Genomic DNA, 21,083 nt, shown 5'->3' on the forward strand with positions numbered 1-21,083 from the left:
TAAACCGCCAAGCATGGCTTGCAAAATTTTGGAAGCAGCTTCTTGAACGACGAGACGCCCATTCGAAGCGACAACGCCACGCCGGCCTTTGCGCCGGCGACGCCGATGATGGAGCAGTATATCGAGATCAAGGCGGCGAACCCGGATTCGCTGCTGTTCTACCGCATGGGCGATTTCTACGAGCTGTTCTTCAACGATGCCGAGAAGGCAAGCCGGGCGCTCGGCATCGTGCTGACCAAGCGCGGCAAGCATCAGGGGCTCGACATCCCGATGTGCGGCGTGCCGGTGCATGCCGCCGACGATTATCTGCAGAAGCTGATCGGTCAGGGGTTCCGCGTCGCCGTCTGCGAGCAGATCGAGGATCCGGCGGAGGCCAAGAAGCGCGGCGGCAAATCGGTGGTGCGCCGTGATGTGGTGCGGCTGGTGACACCCGGCACCATCACCGAAGACAGACTGCTGGCGCCGTCGGAATCGAGTTTCCTGATGGCGCTGGGACGGGTCAAGGGCGGCAGCGGCGATACAAGAGGCGGGGAGCGCGGCAGCGCGACAGGGAACCAAGGAAGTTTCGCCCTAGCCTGGATCGAGATCTCGACCGGTGTCTTCCGCGTCGCCGAGACCACCGCCGACCGGCTGCTCGCCGATGTCTTCCGCGTCGATCCGCGCGAGCTGATCGTCGCCGAGCCGGTGTTTTACGACCCGGAGCTGAAACCGGTCTTCGACGTGCTCGGCCGCGTCGCCAGCCCGCAGCCGCCGTCGCTGTTCGATTCGGCTTCGGCCGCCGGCCGCATCGCCCGCTTCTTCGAGGTGGCAACGCCGGACAGTTTCGGCACGTTTTCGCGCGCCGAGCTGTCGGCGATCTCAGGCGTCATCGCCTATGTCGAGAAGACGCAGAAAGCCGAGCGTCCGCCGCTGTCGCGGCCGGAGCGCGAGGAGCAGGGCTCGACGCTGTTCATCGACCCGGCGACGCGCGCCAATCTGGAACTGCTGCGCACGCTGTCCGGCAGCCGCGACGGATCGCTGTTCAAGGCGATCGACCGCACGGTGACCGGCGGCGGTGCAAGGCTGCTCGCCGACCGGCTGATGGCGCCGCTGACCGATCCGGCGGCAATCGCTGCAAGGCTAGACTCGGTGTCGTTCTTCCGCTCCGAGACGCGCCTTTGCCAGGCGGTGCGGGCAAGCCTGAAGAGCGTCGCCGACATGCCGCGCGCGCTGTCCAGGCTGGCGCTCAACCGCGGCGGCCCGCGCGACCTCGGCGCGTTGCGCGCCGGTTTCGAAGCGGCCGGCGCCATCGCCGAACTGTTCGGCCAAACCGCCTTGCCGGGCGAACTGACCACGGCGTTGGGAGCTATCAAGGCACTGCCTAATGAACTGGCGACGCATCTGGCACAGGCGCTCAGCGACGAGCTGCCGTTGCTCAAGCGCGACGGCGGCTTCGTCCGCGGCGGCTACCACGCCGAACTCGACGAGATGCGGGCACTGCGCGACGAGTCGCGAAAGGTGATCGCCGGGCTGGAGCGTTCGCTGATCGACGAGACCGGCATCCGCTCGCTGAAGATCAGGCACAACAATGTGCTCGGCTATTATATCGAAGTTACCGCTAACCACCATGCGCTGATGACCGGCAGCGACGGCGCCAGGGCGCGCTTCATCCATCGCCAGACCATGGCCAACGCCATGCGCTTCACCACCACGGAGCTCGCCGAGCTGGAAACCAAGATCGCCAACGCCGCCGACCGGGCTCTGGCGATCGAGCTTGCCGCTTTCGAGGCGCTGACGGCGGAAGTGGTCGGCCAGGCCGACACGATCCGTGCCGGCGCCGAAGCGCTCGCCGTGCTCGACGTTTCGGCCGCACTTGCCTTGCTTTCCGAGAGCGAGGCCTGGTGCCGGCCGCTGATCGATGCGAGCCTTGCCTTCGAGATTGCGGGTGGACGTCATCCGGTGGTCGAACAGGCGCTGCGGCGTTCCGGCGAAGGCCCGTTCGTCGCCAATGATTGCGATCTGTCGCCGCAAGGCGATGCCAAGGCCGGCGCGATCTGGCTGCTGACCGGCCCCAATATGGGCGGCAAATCGACCTTCCTCAGGCAAAACGCGCTGATCGCCATCCTCGCCCAGACCGGCTCCTTCGTGCCGGCGGCATCAGCCCATATCGGCGTCGTCGACCGGCTGTTTTCGCGGGTCGGCGCCTCCGACGACCTGGCGCGCGGCCGCTCCACCTTCATGGTCGAGATGGTCGAGACGGCGGCGATCCTCAACCAGGCAGGCGAACGCGCACTGGTCATCCTCGATGAGATCGGCCGCGGCACCGCCACTTTCGACGGCCTGTCGATCGCCTGGGCGGCGGTCGAATATCTGCACGAGAAAAACCGCTGCCGGGCGATCTTCGCCACGCATTTCCACGAGATGACGGCGCTGGCCGGAAAACTGCCGCGGCTCTCCAACGTCACCATGCGGGTCAAGGAATGGGAGGGCGACGTGGTCTTCCTGCACGAGGTCGGCAAGGGTGCGGCCGACCGTTCCTACGGCGTCCAGGTTGCGCGGCTGGCCGGCCTGCCAGAGGCCGTCGTCGGCCGGGCCAAGGAAGTGCTGCACCAGCTTGAAGCAGGCGAGGTCTCGGGCAAGGCCAACCGTCTGGTCGACGACCTGCCGCTGTTTTCCGTGGCGGCGCAGCGGGAAGCGTCGAAGCCGGCGAAGAGTGACGGGCTGGGCGCGGCGCTAGCGGAGATCAATCCCGACGAGATGACTCCAAGGGAGGCGCTGGAAGCGCTGTACCGGCTGAAGGGGCTGGCTGGGAAGTAGTGCTCGTCCGATAGCGCTCTACGGCACCCCCCCTCTGTCCTGCCGGACTGTCCGGCAGGACAGAGGGGGGTGTGACGGAACGCTGCTTTGGCTTGCCTTCCGCCCCACCCCTCAAATCATCGCCAAGCCGGACTTCCGCCTCGGTGGTGGGAAGGCGCGGTCAATTTCGGCGAAATCTTCGCTCGTGAGCTCGATCTCCAACGCCGCGACATTCTGCCGGATATGCTCCGGGCGGCTGGCCTTCGGAATGGCAATCACGCCCTCCTGCGCCATCACCCAGGTAAGCGCGATCTGCGCCGGCGTCGCACCGTGGCGGGCGGCGATGGCATCTAACCTGGCGTTGCGTGCCAATACCCCCTGATCGACCGGCGAATAGGCCATCAGCGGCATGCCGCGTTGCCGGCTCCACGGGGCGAGGTCGAACTCGACGCCGCGCTGCGACAGATTGTAGAGCACCTGGTTGGTCTGGACGTTGCCGCCGGCCGGCAACCGAACCAGCTCTTCCATCTCGTCGGTATCGAAATTGCTGACGCCCCAATGGCGGATCTTGCCGGCCGCCTTCAACGCTTCGAACGCCTCTACCGTTTCCATCAAAGGCACGCTGCCCGGCCAATGCAAGAGATAGAGATCGATGCGGTCGGTGGCGAGATGCCTAAGGCTGTTCTCGCATGCCCGTTTCACGCCGGCGCGCGAGGCATTGGACGGCAGCACCTTGGAGACCAGGAAAACCTCGTCGCGGCGACCGGCGGTGGCCTCCGCCACCACCTCCTCGGCGCCGCCGCTGGCATACATTTCGGCGGTGTCGATCAGCGTCATGCCGAGATCCAGCCCGAGCTTCAGGGCATTGGCCTCATCGCCGCGGCGGCGACCGTCCTCGCCCATCTTCCAGGTGCCCTGGCTGAGCACCGGCACGGCTTCGCCGCAGGGCAGGGTGGTCGTTCTTATCGTCGATGGCATGGCATGCTCCAGTCCGAGGCCCGGATAGCACCACAGTCGCCAAGGCAAATCCAGGTGAAGCAGAATCCAGGTGAGGCCTCTCGCCCGGATTTCCCGACAGCGTGACGCCTACTTCACCGGATGGGCGGCGAGCCAGTCCTGCATCTGCTTGATCTCGGCTTGCTGCGCGGCGATCACTGCTTCGGCCAGCTTGCGGATTTCCGGATCCTTGCCATTGGCGAGCTCAACCTTGGCCATGTCGATGGCCGCCTGGTGATGCGGGATCATGCCGCGAGCGAAATCGACGTCGGCATTGCCGGAATATTCGATTGCCATCATGTCGGTATGCATCTTGTCCATCGCCGCCTTGTAGCCCTCGGTCGAGGGGCTCTGCGCGCCCATTGCGCCCATGTCGTGCTTCATCTCCTCGGCTTGTGCCGGAACGCTTTCGAGGAAAACGGCAAGCAGCATTCCCGCCGCCATCATCAGCAGCACGATCTTCTTGGCCAGGGTCATTCATCGTCTCCTTTTTTGAACAGGGTCTATCTGGAAGTTTTAATCAGAGTTTCAACGTCCTGAGCCGCAATGCGTTGGCGATGACCGAAACCGAAGACAGGCTCATCGCCGCCGCCGCAATCATCGGCGACAGCAGCGTGCCGGTGAGCGGATAAAGCACGCCGGCAGCAACCGGCACGCCAAGCACATTGTAGAGGAAAGCGAAAAACAGGTTCTGGCGGATGTTGCGGATCGTCGCGCGGGCCAGCGTCCTCGCCCTGACGATGCCGTTGAGATCGCCCTTGACCAGCGTAATTCCCGCACTTTCGACCGCAACATCGGCGCCGGTGCCCATAGCGATGCCGACATCGGCAGCGGCCAGTGCTGGCGCATCGTTGACCCCGTCGCCGGCCATGGCGACGCCGGCGCCGTTTGCACGCAATTCCTCGACCAGCGCACCCTTCTGCTCGGGCAAAAGCCCAGCACGCACCGCGTCGATGCCGAGCTTGGCTGCGATGGCCTTGGCGGTGCGCTCGTTGTCGCCGGTCGCCATGACGATCCTCAGCCCGCTGTCATGCAGCGCCTTGATCGCCTCGGCGGTGGTCGCCTTGATCGGGTCGGCAACGGCGACGAGGCCGGCGAGCTTGCCTGCGACAGCGACGAACATCGCGGTCTTGCCGTCGGCCTGCAGCGCCTCGGCGCTGGCCAGGACCGACGCCGTGTCGATGCCGAGATCGGCCATCATCGCGGCATTGCCGAGCGCCACCTTCTGCCCCGAAACCGTGCCGGAAACGCCCTTGCCGGTGACGGCCTCGAAACCGCCGGAGTCGGGGACCTTCACGCCGCGTTCGCGGGCGCCTTCGACGATCGCCTCGGCCAGCGGATGCTCCGAGCCTTTTTCGAGACCGGCGGCGAGCGACAGCAGCTCGTCCTGCGCCATGCCTTCGACGGCAACGACATCGGTCAGTCGCGGCCGGCCTTCGGTCAGCGTTCCCGTCTTGTCGACGATCAGCGTATCGACCGAGGCGAAGCGTTCGAGCGCCGCCGCTTCCTTGATCAGCACGCCGGCATGCGCGCCGCGCCCGGTGGCGGTCATGATCGACATTGGCGTGGCAAGGCCGAGCGCACAGGGACAGGCGATGATCAGCACCGAGACCGCCGAGACGATGGCAAAGACCAGGCTGGGTTCCGGTCCGACGATCGCCCAGGCGACGAACGCAATGATCGCAACCAGAACGACGGCCGGGACGAAGTAGAACGAGACGCGGTCGGCCAACCCCTGGATCGGCGCGCGTGAACGCTGCGCCTTGGCGACCAGCTCGACGATGCGCGCCAGCGTCGTCTCGGCGCCGACTTTGTCGGCGCGCATGATCAGCGAGCCGTTCTTGTTGAGCGTACCGCCGGTGAGGTTGTCGCCGTCGGTCTTTTCGACCGGCAGCGGCTCGCCTGTGATCATCGATTCGTCGATGGAGGAGCGCCCTTCGAGCACAATGCCGTCGACCGGCACGGCGTCGCCTGGGCGGATGCGCAAGCGGTCGCCGGCCTTGACGGTTTCGAGCGGCACGTCGTCTTCGGAACCGTCCGCGCCGATCAGCCGCGCCGTCTTCGGCGCCAGGTCGAGCAGCGCACGGATCGCCGAACCGGTTTTCTCGCGGGCACGCAATTCCAGCACCTGGCCGAGGAACACCAGCGCGACGATTACCGCCGCCGCCTCGAAATAGACCGGTACGGTGCCGTCATGGCCGCGGAACTGGTGCGGAAAGAGGCCTGGAAACAGCGTGGCGATGACGCTGTAGAGGTAGGCGGCACCGACGCCGAGCGAAATCAGCGTCCACATATTGGGGCTGCGGTTGAGGATCGAATCCCAGCCGCGGTGGAAGAACGGGAATGCCGCCCACAGCACCACCGGGCTGGCCAGCGCCAGCTCCAGCCAGACCTTCGCGCGGTCGTCGATGAAGGCCTGAAACGTCAGGCCGAGCATCGGCGCCATGGCGATGAGCAGCAACGGCACGGACAGCACCGCGCTCACCCAAAAGCGCCTGGTGAAGTCGACCAGTTCCGGGTTAGGCCCCTCGTCGCCGGTCGGCACGCCCATCGGTTCCAGCGCCATGCCGCAGATCGGGCAGGAGCCGGGCTTGTCGCGGATGATTTCCGGATGCATCGGGCAGGTGTATTGCGTGCCCTTGGGCATCGGCTGCGGCGCCGGCCTGTCGCCGAGATATTTTGCCGGCTCGGCCTCGAACTTCGCCTGGCAAGCGGCCGAGCAGAAATAGAAGCCCCGGCCCTCGTGCCGCAAAAAGTGCTTGGCCGTGGCGCGATCGACGCTCATGCCGCAGACGGGATCGGTAGCGGTCAGGTATTTTTCCGGCTCGGCGACGAATTTCGCGCGGCAGCTCTCGCTGCAGAAATGATAGCGACGGCCGTCATGCTCGGCCGTCGGCTTGCCGGCAGCCGGATCGACGGTCATGCCGCAGACCGGATCGCGGATGACGGCGTCCGCAGCAGAGGGGGCGCCTTTTGCCGAGCAGCAGCTGCCATGGGCGTGATGATGGTGATCGGAATGCGTCATGCCGAAAGCCCCTGTATTTCGATGTTGCGGCGGAGGTAGTGCTTCCAGTAACTGGAAGGTCAAGGGCCGATTTCGATTTTTCGTGGCCAGGCGCTAACCGAACCGGCCGCGGGCGCGAGATGATCCTCCTGTCGGCGGCTGCGGAGAACGCGTCCGTCCGCCCCATACCCAGCGCCGCGAAAACGCGCTATAGACGCCGCCGAAACGGCGAGGCCGAACGGCATCTATGGCAAGAATATCCCTGAAGCTCGAGGAACTGATCGACGGCGAAGCCTTGCGCCGCGAGATGACCGAACTGACCGCGGCCACGGCAGGCGACGGCTCCGGCAAGGCCGCGCGCAGCGGCGTCCTCAAGCTTCTCAAAAGCCGGCTCGCCGACGGCCGCACGGTCGCCGAACGCATGCTGATGGACGATGGCAGCGGCACCGCCTGCGCCGCCCGGCTGTCGCATCTGATGGATGAGATCATCCGCGCGCTCTACGATTTCGCCGCCACCCATGTCTATCGCGTCAAAAACCCGTCTTCGGCCGAGCGCATGGCGGTCGTCGCCGTCGGCGGCTATGGCCGCGGCACGCTGGCGCCCGGGTCCGACATCGATCTGCTGTTCCTGCTGCCCTACAAGCAAACGCCCTGGGGCGAGCAGATCGTCGAATACATGCTCTACATGCTGTGGGACCTCGGGCTGAAGGTCGGCCACGCCACGCGCAACATCGACGAGTGCCTCAGGCTGTCGCGCACCGACATCACCATCCGCACCTCGATCCTGGAGGCGCGCTTCCTGTGGGGCGAGCAAAAGCTCTATGACGAGCTTTTGCAGCGCTTCGACCACGAGGTGGTGCGCACCACCGGCCCCGAATATGTCCAGGCCAAGCTCGCCGAACGCGACGAGCGCCACGCCAAGGCCGGCGAGAGCCGTTACCTGGTCGAACCTAACGTCAAGGACGGCAAGGGCGGCCTGCGCGACCTGCAGACGCTGTTCTGGATCGCCAAATATTTCTACCGCGTGCGCACCGGCGAGGAACTGGTCGACAAGGGCGTCTTCACCGACGCCGAATACAGGGAATTCCAGAAGGCCGAGGATTTTCTATGGGCGGTGCGCTGCCACATGCATTTCCTCACCGGCAAGGCCGAGGAGCGGCTGCATTTCGATATCCAGCGCGATATTGCCGAGCGGCTGGGCTACACCACCCATCCCGGCCTGTCGGCGGTCGAGCGATTCATGAAGCACTACTTCCTCGTCGCCAAGGATGTCGGCGACCTGACCCGCATTTTCTGCGCCGCGCTGGAAGAAGAGCAGGCCAAGCATGTGCCGGGCTTCAACCGCATCTTTCTCACCTTTTCGCGGCGCAAGCGCAAGCTCGCCGGCACGGCCGATTTCATCGTCGACAACCACCGCATCAACATTGCCGACGACGAGGTGTTCGAGCGCGATCCGGTTAACCTGCTCAGGCTGTTCTGGTTTGCCGACAAGCATGGCCTGGAATTCCACCCCGATGCGCTGAAGCTTTTGACCCGCTCTCTCGGCCTCGTCGGCAAGGCGCTCAGGCGCGACGAGGAGGCCAATCGGCTGTTCCTCGATGTGTTGACCTCGGACCGCAACGCCGAGCTCAATCTGCGGCGCATGAACGAGGCCGGACTGCTTGCCAAGCTGATCCCGGACTTCGGCAAGATCGTCGCCATGATGCAGTTCTCGATGTACCACCACTACACCGTGGACGAGCATTTGATCCGCTGCATCGGCGTGCTGGCCGAGATCGAGCGCGGCGACGGCGAAAAGGTCCATCCACTCGCCCACTCGCTGATGCCGGGGCTGAAGAAGAGCCGCGAGGCGCTCTATGTCGCCGTGCTGCTGCACGACATCGCCAAGGGCAGGCCGGAGGACCATTCGCAAGCCGGCGCCAGGATCGCCCGGCGCATCTGCCCGCATATGGGGCTGTCGCCGGCCGACACCGAAACGGTTGCCTGGCTGGTCGAGAACCACCTCGTCATGTCGATGACGGCGCAGACCCGCGATCTCAACGACCGCAAGACGATCGAGGATTTTGCCGCCATCGTGCAGTCGGTCGAACGGCTGAAGATGCTGCTTGTGCTTACCGTCTGCGATATCCGCGGCGTCGGGCCTGGGGTCTGGAACGGCTGGAAGGGCCAGTTGCTGCGTACGCTCTACTACGAGACCGAGCTTTTGTTGACCGGCGGGTTTTCGGAGGTGTCGCGCGCCAAACGGACGGCGGCGGCGCGCGAACAACTGGCCGAGGCGCTTGCCGACTGGCCGGAAAAGGCCCGCAAGCGTTATGTCGGCCAGCACTACGAGAACTATCTGCTGGCGGTCGATCTTCCCGACCAGCTCCGCCATGCCGAATTCATCCGCGAGGCCGATCACGCCGGCAAGAAGCTCGCCACCATGGTCAAAACCCACCAGTTCGAGGCGGTGACCGAGATCACCGTGCTGGCGCAGGACCATCCGCGCCTGCTCTCGGTGATTGCCGGCGCCTGTGCCGCGGCCGGCGGCAACATCGTCGACGCGCAGATCTTCACCACCTCGGACGGCCGCGCGCTCGACACCATCCTGATCTCGAGGGAGTTCGACCGCGACGAGGACGAGCGCCGCCGTGCCGAGCGCGTCGGCCGGCTGATCGAGGACGTGCTGTCGGGCAAGAGCTGGCTGCCCGAAATGATCGAGAAGCGCACCAAGCCGCGGCGCGGCGCCAAGGTTTTCCGTATTCCGCCACGCGCCGAGATCCGCAACACGCTGTCGAACCGTTTCTCGGTGATCGAGGTCGAGGGGCTGGACAGGCCGGGCCTTCTGTCGGAGATCACCGGCATGTTGTCGGACCTGTCGCTCGACATCGCCTCGGCCCACATCACCACCTTCGGCGAAAAAGTCATCGACACGTTCTACGTCACCGATCTCACCGGCCAGAAGATCGACAGCCCGTCGCGTACGGCGACCATCCGCAACAGGCTGATCGCGGTGCTCGAGGGCACGGCGTCCGAGCGCGGCAAGACCAAAACGGCCGCCGAGTGACGGTTACCTTCCATTTGCCCCAATCGCACAGGCAGTCTTCAAGCGCATGAGCCTTGTCAAGAAATTCGCCACGGTCGCTTCCGGCACGCTGATGAGCCGCGCCCTCGGTTTCGGCCGCGAGATGCTGATGGCTGCCGCACTCGGCACCGGGCCGATCGCCGACGCCTTCAACGCCGCCTTCCAGTTTCCCAACACCTTTCGTCGGCTGTTCGCCGAAGGCGCCTTCAATGCCGCCTTCGTACCGCTATTCGCCAAGGAGATCGAGACACACGGCACCGACGGCGCCAAGCGCTTTTCCGAAGACGTGTTCGGCGTCTTGTTCACGGCGCTTCTGGCGCTGACCATCGCCATGGAACTGGCGATGCCGCTGATCGTGCGCTATCTGGTGGCGCCGGGCTTTGCCGACACGCCGGGAAAATTCGAGACGACGGTGGCGCTGGCGACCGTCATGTTCCCCTACCTGATCTGCATGTCGCTCGGCGCCATGATGGCCGGCATGCTGAATTCGCTGCGCCGCTATTTCGCCGCTGCGGTGGCGCCGGTGTTCCTCAACGTCATCCTTATCGCCGTGCTTGCCTATGCCTGGTACAAGGGTTCGGACGCCCGCACCGTTGGTTTCGGCCTGGCTTGGGGCGTGCTGGCGGCCGGCCTGGTGCAGCTGGCGATCGTCTGGGCGGCGGTGCGCCATGCCGGCATTTCGATCGGCTTCCGGCGGCCGAAGATGACGCCGAACGTCAAGCGGCTGCTGATCCTGGCGCTGCCGGCGGCGATCACCGGCGGCATCACCCAGATCAACCAGCTGATCGGCACGGCGATCGCATCGGCGCAGGACAGTGCGGTGTCGTCGCTGGCCTATGCCGACCGCGTCTACCAGCTGCCGCTGGGCGTCGTCGGCGTCGCTGTCGCCATCGTGCTGTTGCCGGAACTGTCGCGGGCGCTGAAATCGGGCAATCTGGTCGAGGCCGCCAATCTGCAGAACCGCTCGGTCGAGTTTACCCTTTTCATGACCTTGCCTGCGGCGGCCGCGCTGCTGGTCATGTCCGAGCCGATCGTGCGGCTGGTCTATGAGCGCGGCGCCTTTGCCGCCAACAATTCGACGCCGACGGTCGCGGCAATCCTGGCGATCTTCGGGCTCGGCCTGCCGGCCTTCGTGCTGATCAAGGCGTTCACCCCAGGCTATTTCGCTCGCGAGGACACGCGCACGCCGATGATTTTCGCCGCCATCTCGGTGGCGGTTAACATTACGACGGCACTGACGCTGTTTCCGACGATGGGCGCGCCCGGCATTGCCGTTGCCTCCGCTGTCGCCGGCTGGGTCAATGCGGCGATGCTGCTCGCCGTGCTGATCCGGCGCGGCCATTGGGGCCGCGACGTGCCGCTCATGAAACGCATCCCGCGGCTGGTGCTGTCGGCGGCGGTGATGGCCGCGGCAATCTATTTTGCCGAACACTGGTTCGCCGCAAGTCTCGCCTCCGGCTCGCCGCTGGTGATCAAGGCGGTGACGCTGCTAGCGCTCGTCGCCGGCGGGGCGCTGCTTTACTTCGTCACCGCCTTCGCCATCGGCGGTGCCGATTTCGGCATGATCCGCCGCAATATCGGGCGCAAGGGCTCCCAGCCGGTCAAGCAACAGTCTCCAGATCCGTGAAACGGAATTCGTCCGCCGTCGAAAGCATCGGAACGGCGTAGTAGCGCGCACAGGCGTAGTGGAAACAGTCGGCCATGTTGAGACGGCCAGCGTTGTTGCGAAACCGCGATGCAGCCTCAACAGCCAGAGATGCCGCGTCAGAGGCAGGCGGAAGCTCCCGCAAGGTGATTCCACGCTCTTCGAGAAAACGGCTGACTATCTTGAAGCTTGTGGCGACCGGGACGGCCAGCTTTTCCGATCGCGAAAGCGCCATCGCGGCTTCCCAAACCGCGATAGCCGAGGTGAACGGAGCCGACGCCTTCATGACCGCCTGCGCGCAGCGCGGGGCTTCGGTCTCGTTGCTCAGTATTGCAACGATAGCGGCTGCATCGATGAACATCAGTCTTCGCCGGACAATTCGTCGTAGACAGAGCGCGGCAGCGGCTTGCGCGCCTGCTCGCTCAACTCAATACCGAACTCGGCCCGGAGCCGTGCCGCCGTCTCCAGCGGCGTCTCGCGATTGCGGCGGCGCTCCAGAGCTTCGCGCATGGCGATCACGATCGCCTCGGTGATCCCGACACCTTCAAGCCGGGCAAAAGCCCGCGTCAGGCTGTCAGCTTCCTTGTTGTTGATGTTGATCGTCATTGTTTTGCTTCCGCCATGTAGCAACTATTATGTAGCTATCTACATCAATGCGTCAATGCGGCCGGATCCAGATTGAACGCAATCGCCAAGGCGAGCTATTTTGTTCTTGCTTTGTGCCGGCAGCTATGCTACTAATTTAAATATGGTGCTGATTCGCACCGGGGACCCGCCGCAAGGCGGGTTTTGTTTGTGCTCGGCGGCATCTTTTCAAATAGCCTCCTGCGGCGGCTTGCTCGTCCGAGGCCAAAGCCCTGCGCCGCCCATCCGACACCCTCTTGATCGTCTCCTCGCTCTCGTCCATAAGCGCGCCGTCGCAAGACTTTCGCCGCGCGCGAAACGGCCCTCCACAAGCCAGGGAAACACCATGACCGATCAGCCCCCCTTCAAACCGCTCGTTTTTTCCGGCGTCCAGCCAACCGGCAATCTGCATCTCGGCAATTATCTCGGCGCCATCAAGAAATTCGTCGCCCTGCAGGACACCTCCGACTGTATCTATTGCGTCGTCGATCTGCATTCGCTGACCGCACAGCTCGTCCATGAGGATCTGCAGGACCAGACGCGGTCGATCACCGCGGCGTTTCTCGCCTCCGGCATCGACCCGACCAAGCACATCGTCTTCAACCAGTCGCGGGTGATGCAGCACGCCGAGCTTGCCTGGATCTTCAACTGCGTGGCGCGCATCGGTTGGATGAACCGCATGACGCAATTCAAGGACAAGGCGGGCAAGGACCGCGAGAACGCCTCGCTCGGCCTGCTCGCCTATCCCTCCCTGATGGCCGCCGACATCCTGGTCTACCGCGCCACCCACGTACCGGTCGGCGACGACCAGAAGCAGCATCTGGAGCTGACCCGCGACATTGCGCAGAAGTTCAACAACGACTTTTCGGACCGCATCGCAGCGCTTGGCGTCGGCGTCGAGATGCAGGTGGGCGAAGAGACGGTGAACGGCTATTTCCCGCTGACCGAGCCGGTCATCGGCGGCCCGGCGGCGCGCATCATGTCGCTGCGCGACGGTTCGAAGAAGATGTCGAAGTCCGACCCGTCGGACTTGTCGCGCATCAACCTGACCGACGATGCCGACGCCATCTCGAAGAAGATCCGCAAGGCCAAGACCGACCCGGAGGCTTTGCCCGGCGAACTGGACGGGCTTGCCGGCCGGCCGGAAGCGGAAAACCTCGTCGGCATTTATGCCGGCCTCGCCGAAATATCGAAAGAGGCCGTGCTGAAGGAATTCGGCGGCCAGCAGTTTTCGGTGTTCAAGCCGGCGCTGGCCGACCTTGCGGTGGAAAAACTGGCGCCGATCGCCGGCGAGATGCGCCGCATCTCCAGCGACCGCGCCTATGTCGACGCGGTGCTGCGGGATGGCGGCGAGCGTGCCCGCACATTGGCCGAAGCGACCATGAAGACCGTGCGCGACATTATCGGCCTGCTGCAAGGCTAATGCATGTCGCGCAAAAGTGTGCAGCGGTTTTGCGATAACGACATGCACAAAACAAGAACCTGAAGCGCGTCGCTGGTCGAACGCGACGCGCTTTAAGCTGCACCAGCATTGCCACAGCCGCCGGTCGCTTGCGGGCGGGCTGTGGCGGTGGCAGATTGCGACCGAAACCATCGAACAGGGTGAATATGGTCTCCAAACGCCTCAGCCGCGAAGCCGGTCATCGCCGCAAGTTCCTGGCGATCATCGACGACACGCCCGAATGCGAGCGCGCCGTCGCCTACGCCTCGAAGCGGGCGCAAAGCACGGGCGGCGTACTGGTGCTGCTCTATGTCATCGAGCCGGATGATTTTCAGCACTGGCTGGGCGTCGAGAAGATCATGCGCGAGGAGGCGACCGCCACGGCGCGTGCCGCACTGGACAGCTACGCAAACAAGGTGCGCCAGAAGCTCGGCATCGAGCCGGAACTGGTGGTGCGCGAAGGCAAGCCGACCGAAGAGATCCACAAGCTGATCGAGGAAGACCAGGACATCGCCATTCTGGTGCTGGCGGCAGGCGCCGGCAAGGAAGGCCCAGGGCCGCTGGTCGGCGCGGTCGCCGGCAAGGGCGCCGCCTTTCCGATTCCCGTCACGGTGGTGCCGCAGAACCTGTCGGACGAGGAGATCGACAGCCTCGCCTGAGATGTGCTGATATTCAGGTGAGGCCGGCCTGCAAATGGCGGCTTCCTGCGCTTCCGGTGCTCACGTACCAAAAGTACGCTCCGCTCCGGTTCTCGGAAACCACCATTTTCGGCTCGGCCTGACCTGAATCTCAACACATCTCCAATCGTTTCAGCGAACTAGCAAAACATTCCGCCAGCCAGCCGTTCTCCCCGATGCCTTTCGCTTGAATGTCGGGCGGATAAAGCCTAATTAGAATTATTCCAAACTAGCTGCCCGAAACGGGCACGGAGACGGCCATGTTCATCCAGACCGAGTCGACGCCAAACCCGGCGACGCTGAAATTCCTGCCCGGCAAGGAAGTGCTGCAAGAAGGCACCGCCGATTTCCGCGATGCCGATAGCGCCGCGACGGCTTCGCCGCTCGCCGGCCGGCTGTTCGAAATCCCCGGCGTCACCGGCGTCTTCTTCGGCTATGATTTCATCACCGTGACCAAGGACGGCCCCGACTGGCAGCATCTGAAGCCGGCTATCCTCGGCGCCATCATGGAGCATTTCATGTCCGGCGCGCCGGTGATGGCCAAGGCCGGCCCCGCCGCCGAGACCAGCCAGACCGGCGAATTCTACGACAAGGCCGACGAGGAGCTGGTCGTCACCATCAAGGAGCTGCTCGACACGCGGGTGCGCCCGGCGGTGGCCCAGGACGGCGGCGACATCACCTTCCGCGGCTTCGAGAACGGCACCGTGTTCCTGCACATGAAGGGCGCCTGCGCCGGCTGCCCGTCGTCGACCGCGACGCTGAAGCACGGCATCCAGAACCTACTCCGGCACTTTGTGCCGGAAGTGCAGCACGTCGAACAGGTCTCCTGACGCGACGTTCCATCGTCAACGTCGATAGACAACAAAAAACCGGGCCAAAGTGCCCGGTTTTCTGTTTGCGACGTCTGTGTTGTTGCCTAGACGGTCCGCGTATAAGGGTTTTATATGACAATGACCTTGGCGCCGACCGAGGTGCGGTCGTAGAGGTCGATAATGTCCTGGTTCATCAGCCGGATGCAGCCCGACGACATCGCCTTGCCGATCGAATTCCATTCCGGGCTGCCATGCAGGCGATAACCCATGTCGCCGCCCTTGTTGAACAGGTACATGGCGCGCGCGCCGAGCGGGTTCTTCAACCCCGGCTCCATGCCACCGGCAAACTTGGCCAGCTCCGGCTGGCGCTTGATCATCTGCGAAGGCGGTGTCCAGGTCGGCCATTCGCGCTTCAGCGCGATATGGGCGGTGCCGTGCCATTCGAAACCCTCACGGCCGACGCCGATGCCGTAGCGCATCGCTTCGCCGTCGCCCATGACGAAATAGAGGAACTTGTTCTGCGTATCGACGATAATGGTGCCCGGCTTTTCCCTGGTGTCGTAGTCGACGATCTGCCGGCGGTATTTGAACGGCACCTTTTCGATCGGAACGCGCGGCAGGTGATAGCCGGCGTCGGTCACCGCGCCGTAGTTGTTGGTGAAGATCTGCGAGCCGATGGTGCTGCAACCGGCGACAGCCGTCGACAGCGCCAGGGCCGCGACGATTGCAAGTGACTTCATGCGCATGAAAAGGTCCGATGCCTGCCCAAACAACAGCGGCTCGAGTCGGCCGCTTTTTTCATCTTCATTCATGCTGGCATTTGCTTTGCTTGCCAAGCGGGCGATGCCTATATCCTTGGGCTTGCGTGCTGGTAAACCTGCGACTATGGCATTTCGGCAACAGCCCCCGCAGGATTATGCTGCAAAATCAATGGGCCAGGAACAAGAACCCCGAGCCGAGGAAATCGCCATGAATGTCGGTGACGCTGCCCAGCGCGCTGGCCTGCGGCCAAGACCGTCTGTTGCTATGAGGAGATCGGCCTGAGACGCGGCCGCCGCAGGGGAAAGTCCAGACGGGCCGGGTGCAATAAAGGACGCCGCGAAGCACGGTCCAAGCCAGAAGCCCGAACGTGCCGATCACCACCAATGCACCAAGGACCGTGCCGATCTTTTCAGGCAATCCATCGGGGCGACCAGGATCGTTGGCCATTCAACTATCGATCATGACGTAGGCCGCACCAAACACGGCAACGACAATTGCCCCAAGCACCGCCCAGCCTCTGATGGCCGGGCGGATTTCCTCCGGCGTCGCCGATTTCCGGTCGTCATCTTCCGTCCTCTAATGCTCCTCCTAAAATCTGTGGCAGACATTGAAAACGCAAGCTGCAACGTGCGCCGTCCGAGAGCAAGCGTTCCCCAGCCTTCGACACTCCGCAAAGCGCGGGCGGCGGTCACGATCCCGGCGGGCGGTACCGGATCGACTTCGCTTTGCCAAGCGCGTCCATCGTCTCTTCGACACTTAACAGGACGGTGGTCTCGTACGAGCTGAGCGCGCCTCCCGCACCGATGGCCAGCATGACGGATGCCATCGACACGTTGTCCGGCGCCTCCCATAGGTTCCAGCCATCGTACTCTCCGAAGGCATACCAGAACCCGTGCAGCTTTCCGCCGACCGACTCGATGTAGGAACGGGCAGCCTCGCGTCTGTCCTCGGGATTATCCATCAAGCGCGCCCAGGTTTCGGGCCTGTAGCTGAATCGCGTGAGATACATCGGCATGGTTCGTCTCCTCCCAGAGCTGCCCCCACCAAGACAGTTAAGCGCCCCAATCCCGGAGAACGCGAGTCGTTTCCGAGGCGTAGTACCGCTGGCTTAGTTGCGGGGCCGCTAATAGACCTGTTTCAATTGCCTTTCCCAAGGGGAGTAAGGTCAATGGCCGCATATCTCATTGCTGATGTAGACATAACCGACGCCGCCGTTTTCGAGGAATACCGCCGGGACGTGCCGGCAACCGAAGCGCGCTACGGAGGAAGATACATCGCTCGTGGCGGAGCCACCAAAGTGCTGGAGGGCGACTGGGAGCCTCATCGCCTCGTCATTGTCGAATTCCCGGACATGGCGTCCCTCCTGGCATGGTACGACTCTCCGGAATACGGCCGCCTCAAGGCCATCCGCGAACGCTGTGCAAAGACGAGGATTATTGCTCTGGAGGGCATGATGCCGGTTAGCTGAGGGCCGGGTCGATGACAATGGCAAGTCTGAGTTGCCATATCTGGTGCGGCCCGGCGACGGGACAGGAGCATTCTGATATGAATCAGCAAGCTTTGAACTTGCGGGCGGGAAATGACAGTCAATGATGGGAGGATGGCGCCGGAAGCACTCATTGAGCGGGACCTACAAATTAATATGACCCAACACCAGATCGGCAGGCGGTGTTACAGCGTGACCTAGGGTTGTGTCATGGCGTTGAAAATGCCGGCGCCAACTATCGCACATAAGGCTGCGGCCCCAAGCCCTCCCACAATGATGCACCACCAGGCGCGGCCATTTCCCCGAAGCATGGGATTCATTTTTATCATCCGTCTCGCCAGAAACCCCTGGTAAAGCGCATAAGAAGACCCGAAACCGGCAAGCCAAACAACGGAAAATACGATGCCCCGCGTGAGCATCCTATTGAGCCTAGTCTGCTCGACCGTCAAACTTGCATTCTCAGTAACCATGCTTCGCCACCTTTTTGATTATGCTGCGACCACTATCGGGCCTGCAGCGGTGAATATTAGATCAACCGCGACGCCTCGCGAAAACATAGCTCCCCTCACCAGTAGGAAACGCATTCATAACGCGAGCGGCCCGCCTTGTGGAAGGGCGGGCCTTGTAGCGCCCGCTCCACAGTATTTTGCAGATTAGGTTTGTCAGCCAGATAATCGCCGCGAGGCGATTATGTACTTTACAAACAGGGAGGTCTGAAGACGCGGGTAGCCCCCTCTTCGGGGTCGATCACCAACACAACGTTTTCTGGGTTTTGCCAAGGCAGCGACATCACGTAGGCCGCAAAGTCGTCTTCGGAGAAATGGTTGAAGCCGCCGCCGGCTACAAACATTTGCGGGTGCTTGCTGCCGCCAAAGCTAGCCTCGACACTGTTAAGTTGTTGGAAGGGGCCGCGCTCCGCCAGCCATTCCTGTATGCGCTCAAAAAGAACGGGTTGACCGTTCGGGCTCGAACAGTCTTCGGCAGCGGATGTACAAAGCACCACACCGCTGACGACGCTCATTGTGACTCAGCCATTGCCTAACGGGCCTTCTTGCCCGTCTCCAGCCGTTCGAAAGCAGCTTCTTCGTTGTGGAAGTGTGGCTCGAAAAGGACACTCATAACCCGGATTCCTACTGTGGATTCAAGGTATCAGGCACATCGCCGTGTTTGTAAAGTGCGTAATCGCCCGCAAAAACCGGTTCAAACCGTGAACAAAATCTGCCATGGTATCCTCCATGCCGATCATCTCACCGATTCCCCTCAATCCGCTCATCGACGGCCGCCAGTCGGAGCGTGCCATGCTGGTCAGGCGTGGCGTGCAGCGGCTGCTCGGGCAGATGGGCGCGCATGTCTTGCCCGAACTGTCGCTGGCCACCGGCCGGCGCGCCGATCTCGTCGCGCTGACCCGCCACGGCGACATCTGGATCATCGAGATCAAGTCCTCGGTCGAGGATTTCAGGGTCGACCGCAAATGGCCGGACTACCGGCTGCATTCCGACCGGTTCTTCTTCGCCACCCATCCCGGCGTACCCCAGGAGATCTTTCCGGAGGAGTGCGGCTTCATTCTCTCCGACGGCTACGGTGCCGAGATTTTGCGCGATGCGCCCGAGCACCGCATGGCAGCGGCGACGCGCAAGGCGCTGATGCTGCGGATCGCACGCGCCGGTGCGTCGCGGCTGCTCGCGGCCGAGCTTGCCGGCGTGTCGGTGCCGGCGCTGGAAGGCGAGAGCGAGTAGAGCTCTCCTGCAGACGTCGCGCTGCCCCTCATCCGGCTGCCGCCACCTTCTCCCCGTAAGTGACGGGGAGAAGGGAGTAAGCCGGACTGCTATTCCACGATACGGTAGATGTTCCACAGGCTGGTGCCCCGACACCGCGTAGGGCTCCATCTCCTTGCCTCATTTGGCGTGCGCATCGATCTTGCCAATCTTGGCGAAGAAAGCCTCCAATTGGGCGAGGCTTTCGACCTGCTGGTGGGACTCGATCGTCGCTTCCCGCGCGCCGATCGATCCGGTCATGATCTAGAACTTGAGGTCGTCGAGACCGACCTGCGAGCCGATCTCGCGTTCCCATTTCTTCAACAGAGCACGGTCTGCTTGTGGCCGAACTTGGCGTCGATCTGCCATCCGGCACTGAACATCGCCGCCTCCTCACTCGTCCCACGCCTGCACGACGGTCTGCCGCGCGATCTGGCCGTTCTTCAGCTCCAGCATCGCCGCGCAGAACACCTTGGTCCCGTCCGGATAGGCGCACGCCTGGGTGAAGGCGAGATTGTTGCCGTCGGCGATGGTGGTGTCGACCTTGTGGGTCATCGCCCGGCTGCAGATATCGTCCCAGAACGTGGTGATCGCAGCGCGCCCGCGGATTTCGCGCGGCTTGCTCGGCGGGTTGTTGCGGTCGATCACCCGCACCAATGCGTCGTCGGCATAGAAGCTCGCCAGCAATTTTCCATCACGGCCCTCGATCGCCTTCTTGATCGCAGCGCCGTCTATCGTCTGTGTCTTGGTCAGCAATTTTTCCTCCATAGGCCCGTCTTCTCGGATCGGGTGGTTGCTTGATCAGGTACTGCCCGGCGCTCGCCGCCGGGCAGTGGCTTCTTCACTGCGACTTCGCCTTGACGGCCGCGAACACCTCGTCGGACTGCTTCTTGAAAGTGGCGAGATCGACCTGGCTGCCGTTGAGCATCGTCGACCAGTGGCGCACGATCGCCGCCATTGCCACCGCCTCCTTGATCTCCTCGTCGCTGGCGCCATTGAGCTTGGCCGCCTGCGTGTGGAAATAGATGCAGTACTGGCAGGGGATCTGCGAGGCGACGGCGAGGCCCATCAATTCCTTGGTCTTGCCGTCGAGCGCGGTGTTCGGGTTGAGCTGCACGCCCTTGATCTCGGCCCAGGCGCCGGCAACGGCGACGTCCGGCAGCGTCTTGAACATGTCCGGTACCGAGCCGAGCGTTGCCTGGATGTCCTTGTAGGCAGCCGTCGCCGAGGCGTCTTCGGCCTTGGCAGGAACGATCGCCAACAGCGCGCCAACGCCTGCCGCCAGCACCAGTGATTTGAGTGTCGACTTCAGCATTTTATTCCTCCCTTCGCAGCACCTTTCCTGGCGACATCCGCCTGGCCTGCATGGGACGAAGTGATAGCGCTTACGCATGCCTGGCCGCTTCGCCCGAAAGCGCCATGGCTCCTATGGCCCGTGCGGGCCAGCGTGCCGGGCCGAGAACGCCGCCGCCGCCGCCCGCGACGGCAGGTCCAGCTTGAGCAGAATATTGGCGACGTGGCGCTTGACGGTGTGTTCGCTCAGCCCGAGTTCGGCGGCGATCGCGGCATTGCTCTTGCCATCGGCGATGAGGTTCACCACCTCGCTTTCGCGCGCCGTCAGTGCGGCCGGCTCGGCAGCCTTGGCCTTCGGCCGGCAGGCCGGCTCCAGATGCTGTTCCGAGGTCGCCTGCACCAGCGCCAGCGGCTCATCCAGCTCGTCAAGCGCGATGCGCCCGGCGTCATTGAAATGAAGGCCTGAACCGGCGGCGAGGTCGGCGACCAGCCGCGAAGCGAGGATGTCGCCGCGCCCGGCATGCGCGGCAAGCTGCATCGTCACGCGCGCCGTCAACCCCGTCGGCGGTCCGCGCAACTCGACCTCGCCGACATGCACGCCCTGCGCGCTGGCGACGCCGATCTCCTGCGCCGCATCGCGCAGGGCCGCCGCGCAGCGTAGGGCCCGGGGCGGGGGGGCGCGGGGGCCCCCGCGCACCGAGGCCAGCGGGGCGGCCCGCCGCGCCCCCCGGGGGCGCGCCCCCCCCGGGG

At 63.8% G+C, this 21,083-nt stretch carries 20 protein-coding genes; 8 read left to right on the top strand and 12 right to left on the bottom strand.

Features of this window, described 5'->3' with window-relative positions:
* Positions 1 to 105: 105 nt before the first annotated feature.
* Positions 106 to 2,796 carry a DNA mismatch repair protein MutS gene (mutS, locus tag NKH33_RS10700; RefSeq protein WP_352919390.1) on the top strand — a complete coding sequence of 897 codons (2,691 nt, stop codon included), beginning with the start codon at positions 106 to 108 and terminating at the stop codon, positions 2,794 to 2,796.
* 111 nt (positions 2,797 to 2,907) lie between these two features.
* Here mutS and NKH33_RS10705 read toward each other — a convergent pair whose 3' ends face one another.
* The 3 genes from NKH33_RS10705 to NKH33_RS10715 form a co-directional block, all read right to left on the bottom strand.
* Positions 2,908 to 3,753, bottom strand: a complete 846-nt coding sequence (locus NKH33_RS10705; protein WP_352919354.1) for an aldo/keto reductase — start codon at positions 3,751 to 3,753, stop codon at positions 2,908 to 2,910.
* A gap of 108 nt (positions 3,754 to 3,861) precedes the next feature.
* Positions 3,862 to 4,248 (bottom strand): CopM family metallochaperone, encoded by a 387-nt coding sequence (gene copM / locus NKH33_RS10710; RefSeq protein ID WP_023676379.1) that lies wholly within the window; start codon positions 4,246 to 4,248, stop codon positions 3,862 to 3,864.
* A 43-nt stretch (positions 4,249 to 4,291) separates the two neighbouring features.
* The gene (locus NKH33_RS10715; protein ID WP_352613824.1) at positions 4,292 to 6,796 is read right to left on the bottom strand and encodes a heavy metal translocating P-type ATPase; all 2,505 of its coding nucleotides are present in this window, start codon (positions 6,794 to 6,796) and stop codon (positions 4,292 to 4,294) included.
* Positions 6,797 to 7,022: 226 nt separating this feature from the next.
* Between NKH33_RS10715 and NKH33_RS10720 the strand changes: the two genes are divergently transcribed.
* Both NKH33_RS10720 and murJ read left to right on the top strand, forming a co-directional pair.
* A complete protein-coding gene (locus NKH33_RS10720) occupies positions 7,023 to 9,821 on the top strand; it encodes a [protein-PII] uridylyltransferase (protein WP_352613825.1) in 2,799 nt (932 codons plus the stop codon).
* A 46-nt stretch (positions 9,822 to 9,867) separates the two neighbouring features.
* Complete coding sequence (gene murJ / locus NKH33_RS10725; protein WP_352919357.1) at positions 9,868 to 11,466, top strand: murein biosynthesis integral membrane protein MurJ; 1,599 nt, start codon at positions 9,868 to 9,870, stop codon at positions 11,464 to 11,466.
* Here murJ and NKH33_RS10730 read toward each other — a convergent pair.
* Positions 11,441 to 11,845 (bottom strand): type II toxin-antitoxin system VapC family toxin, encoded by a 405-nt coding sequence (locus NKH33_RS10730; RefSeq protein WP_352919360.1) that lies wholly within the window; start codon positions 11,843 to 11,845, stop codon positions 11,441 to 11,443. The two genes, murJ and NKH33_RS10730, sit on opposite strands and share 26 nt — an antisense overlap.
* Positions 11,845 to 12,090 carry a type II toxin-antitoxin system VapB family antitoxin gene (locus NKH33_RS10735; protein WP_023676383.1) on the bottom strand — a complete coding sequence of 82 codons (246 nt, stop codon included), beginning with the start codon at positions 12,088 to 12,090 and terminating at the stop codon, positions 11,845 to 11,847. Before NKH33_RS10735 ends, NKH33_RS10730 begins: the two co-directional genes overlap by 1 nt.
* A gap of 364 nt (positions 12,091 to 12,454) precedes the next feature.
* Here NKH33_RS10735 and trpS point away from each other — a divergent pair, with 364 nt between their 5' ends.
* From trpS to NKH33_RS10750, 3 genes are all read left to right on the top strand, one after another.
* On the top strand, positions 12,455 to 13,531 hold the full coding sequence (gene trpS / locus NKH33_RS10740) for a tryptophan--tRNA ligase (RefSeq protein ID WP_352919363.1): 1,077 nt from the start codon (positions 12,455 to 12,457) through the stop codon (positions 13,529 to 13,531).
* Positions 13,532 to 13,716: 185 nt separating this feature from the next.
* Positions 13,717 to 14,208: a universal stress protein gene (locus tag NKH33_RS10745; protein WP_023717912.1), complete on the top strand. Its 492-nt coding sequence runs from the start codon at positions 13,717 to 13,719 to the stop codon at positions 14,206 to 14,208.
* Positions 14,209 to 14,486: 278 nt separating this feature from the next.
* On the top strand, positions 14,487 to 15,056 hold the full coding sequence (locus tag NKH33_RS10750) for a NifU family protein (protein WP_023676386.1): 570 nt from the start codon (positions 14,487 to 14,489) through the stop codon (positions 15,054 to 15,056).
* Positions 15,057 to 15,166: 110 nt separating this feature from the next.
* On the opposite strand, the gene NKH33_RS10755 is transcribed toward NKH33_RS10750, so the two are convergent.
* From NKH33_RS10755 to NKH33_RS10765, 3 genes are all read right to left on the bottom strand, one after another.
* Positions 15,167 to 15,784: a L,D-transpeptidase gene (locus NKH33_RS10755; protein WP_352448678.1), complete on the bottom strand. Its 618-nt coding sequence runs from the start codon at positions 15,782 to 15,784 to the stop codon at positions 15,167 to 15,169.
* Positions 15,785 to 15,965: 181 nt separating this feature from the next.
* Positions 15,966 to 16,247: a hypothetical protein gene (locus NKH33_RS10760; protein ID WP_352919366.1), complete on the bottom strand. Its 282-nt coding sequence runs from the start codon at positions 16,245 to 16,247 to the stop codon at positions 15,966 to 15,968.
* A 241-nt stretch (positions 16,248 to 16,488) separates the two neighbouring features.
* A complete protein-coding gene (locus NKH33_RS10765; protein WP_023717906.1) occupies positions 16,489 to 16,815 on the bottom strand; it encodes a GYD domain-containing protein in 327 nt (108 codons plus the stop codon).
* Between the two features lie 153 nt (positions 16,816 to 16,968).
* Here NKH33_RS10765 and NKH33_RS10770 point away from each other — a divergent pair, with 153 nt between their 5' ends.
* Positions 16,969 to 17,268: a DUF1330 domain-containing protein gene (locus NKH33_RS10770; protein ID WP_023717905.1), complete on the top strand. Its 300-nt coding sequence runs from the start codon at positions 16,969 to 16,971 to the stop codon at positions 17,266 to 17,268.
* A 715-nt stretch (positions 17,269 to 17,983) separates the two neighbouring features.
* Here NKH33_RS10770 and NKH33_RS10775 read toward each other — a convergent pair.
* Positions 17,984 to 18,307, bottom strand: coding sequence for a hypothetical protein (locus NKH33_RS10775; RefSeq protein WP_352748939.1), 324 nt, complete (start codon positions 18,305 to 18,307; stop codon positions 17,984 to 17,986).
* Between the two features lie 214 nt (positions 18,308 to 18,521).
* Here NKH33_RS10775 and NKH33_RS10780 point away from each other — a divergent pair, with 214 nt between their 5' ends.
* Positions 18,522 to 19,022 carry an MmcB family DNA repair protein gene (locus NKH33_RS10780; RefSeq protein ID WP_352748936.1) on the top strand — a complete coding sequence of 167 codons (501 nt, stop codon included), beginning with the start codon at positions 18,522 to 18,524 and terminating at the stop codon, positions 19,020 to 19,022.
* Positions 19,023 to 19,433: 411 nt separating this feature from the next.
* On the opposite strand, the gene NKH33_RS10785 is transcribed toward NKH33_RS10780, so the two are convergent.
* The 3 genes from NKH33_RS10785 to NKH33_RS10795 all read right to left on the bottom strand — a co-directional run.
* Complete coding sequence (locus NKH33_RS10785; RefSeq protein WP_352577470.1) at positions 19,434 to 19,796, bottom strand: nuclear transport factor 2 family protein; 363 nt, start codon at positions 19,794 to 19,796, stop codon at positions 19,434 to 19,436.
* An 85-nt stretch (positions 19,797 to 19,881) separates the two neighbouring features.
* Entirely contained in the window at positions 19,882 to 20,355 is a 474-nt protein-coding gene (locus NKH33_RS10790; protein WP_352448517.1) for a carboxymuconolactone decarboxylase family protein, read from the bottom strand.
* Positions 20,356 to 20,466: 111 nt separating this feature from the next.
* Positions 20,467 to 21,083, bottom strand: a 617-nt coding sequence (locus NKH33_RS10795) for a helix-turn-helix transcriptional regulator (RefSeq protein ID WP_352919371.1), incomplete at its 5' end; no start/stop codon positions are given.

Source organism: Mesorhizobium sp. M1182 (assembly GCF_040318335.1).
Classification (GTDB): Bacteria; Pseudomonadota; Alphaproteobacteria; order Rhizobiales; family Rhizobiaceae; genus Mesorhizobium.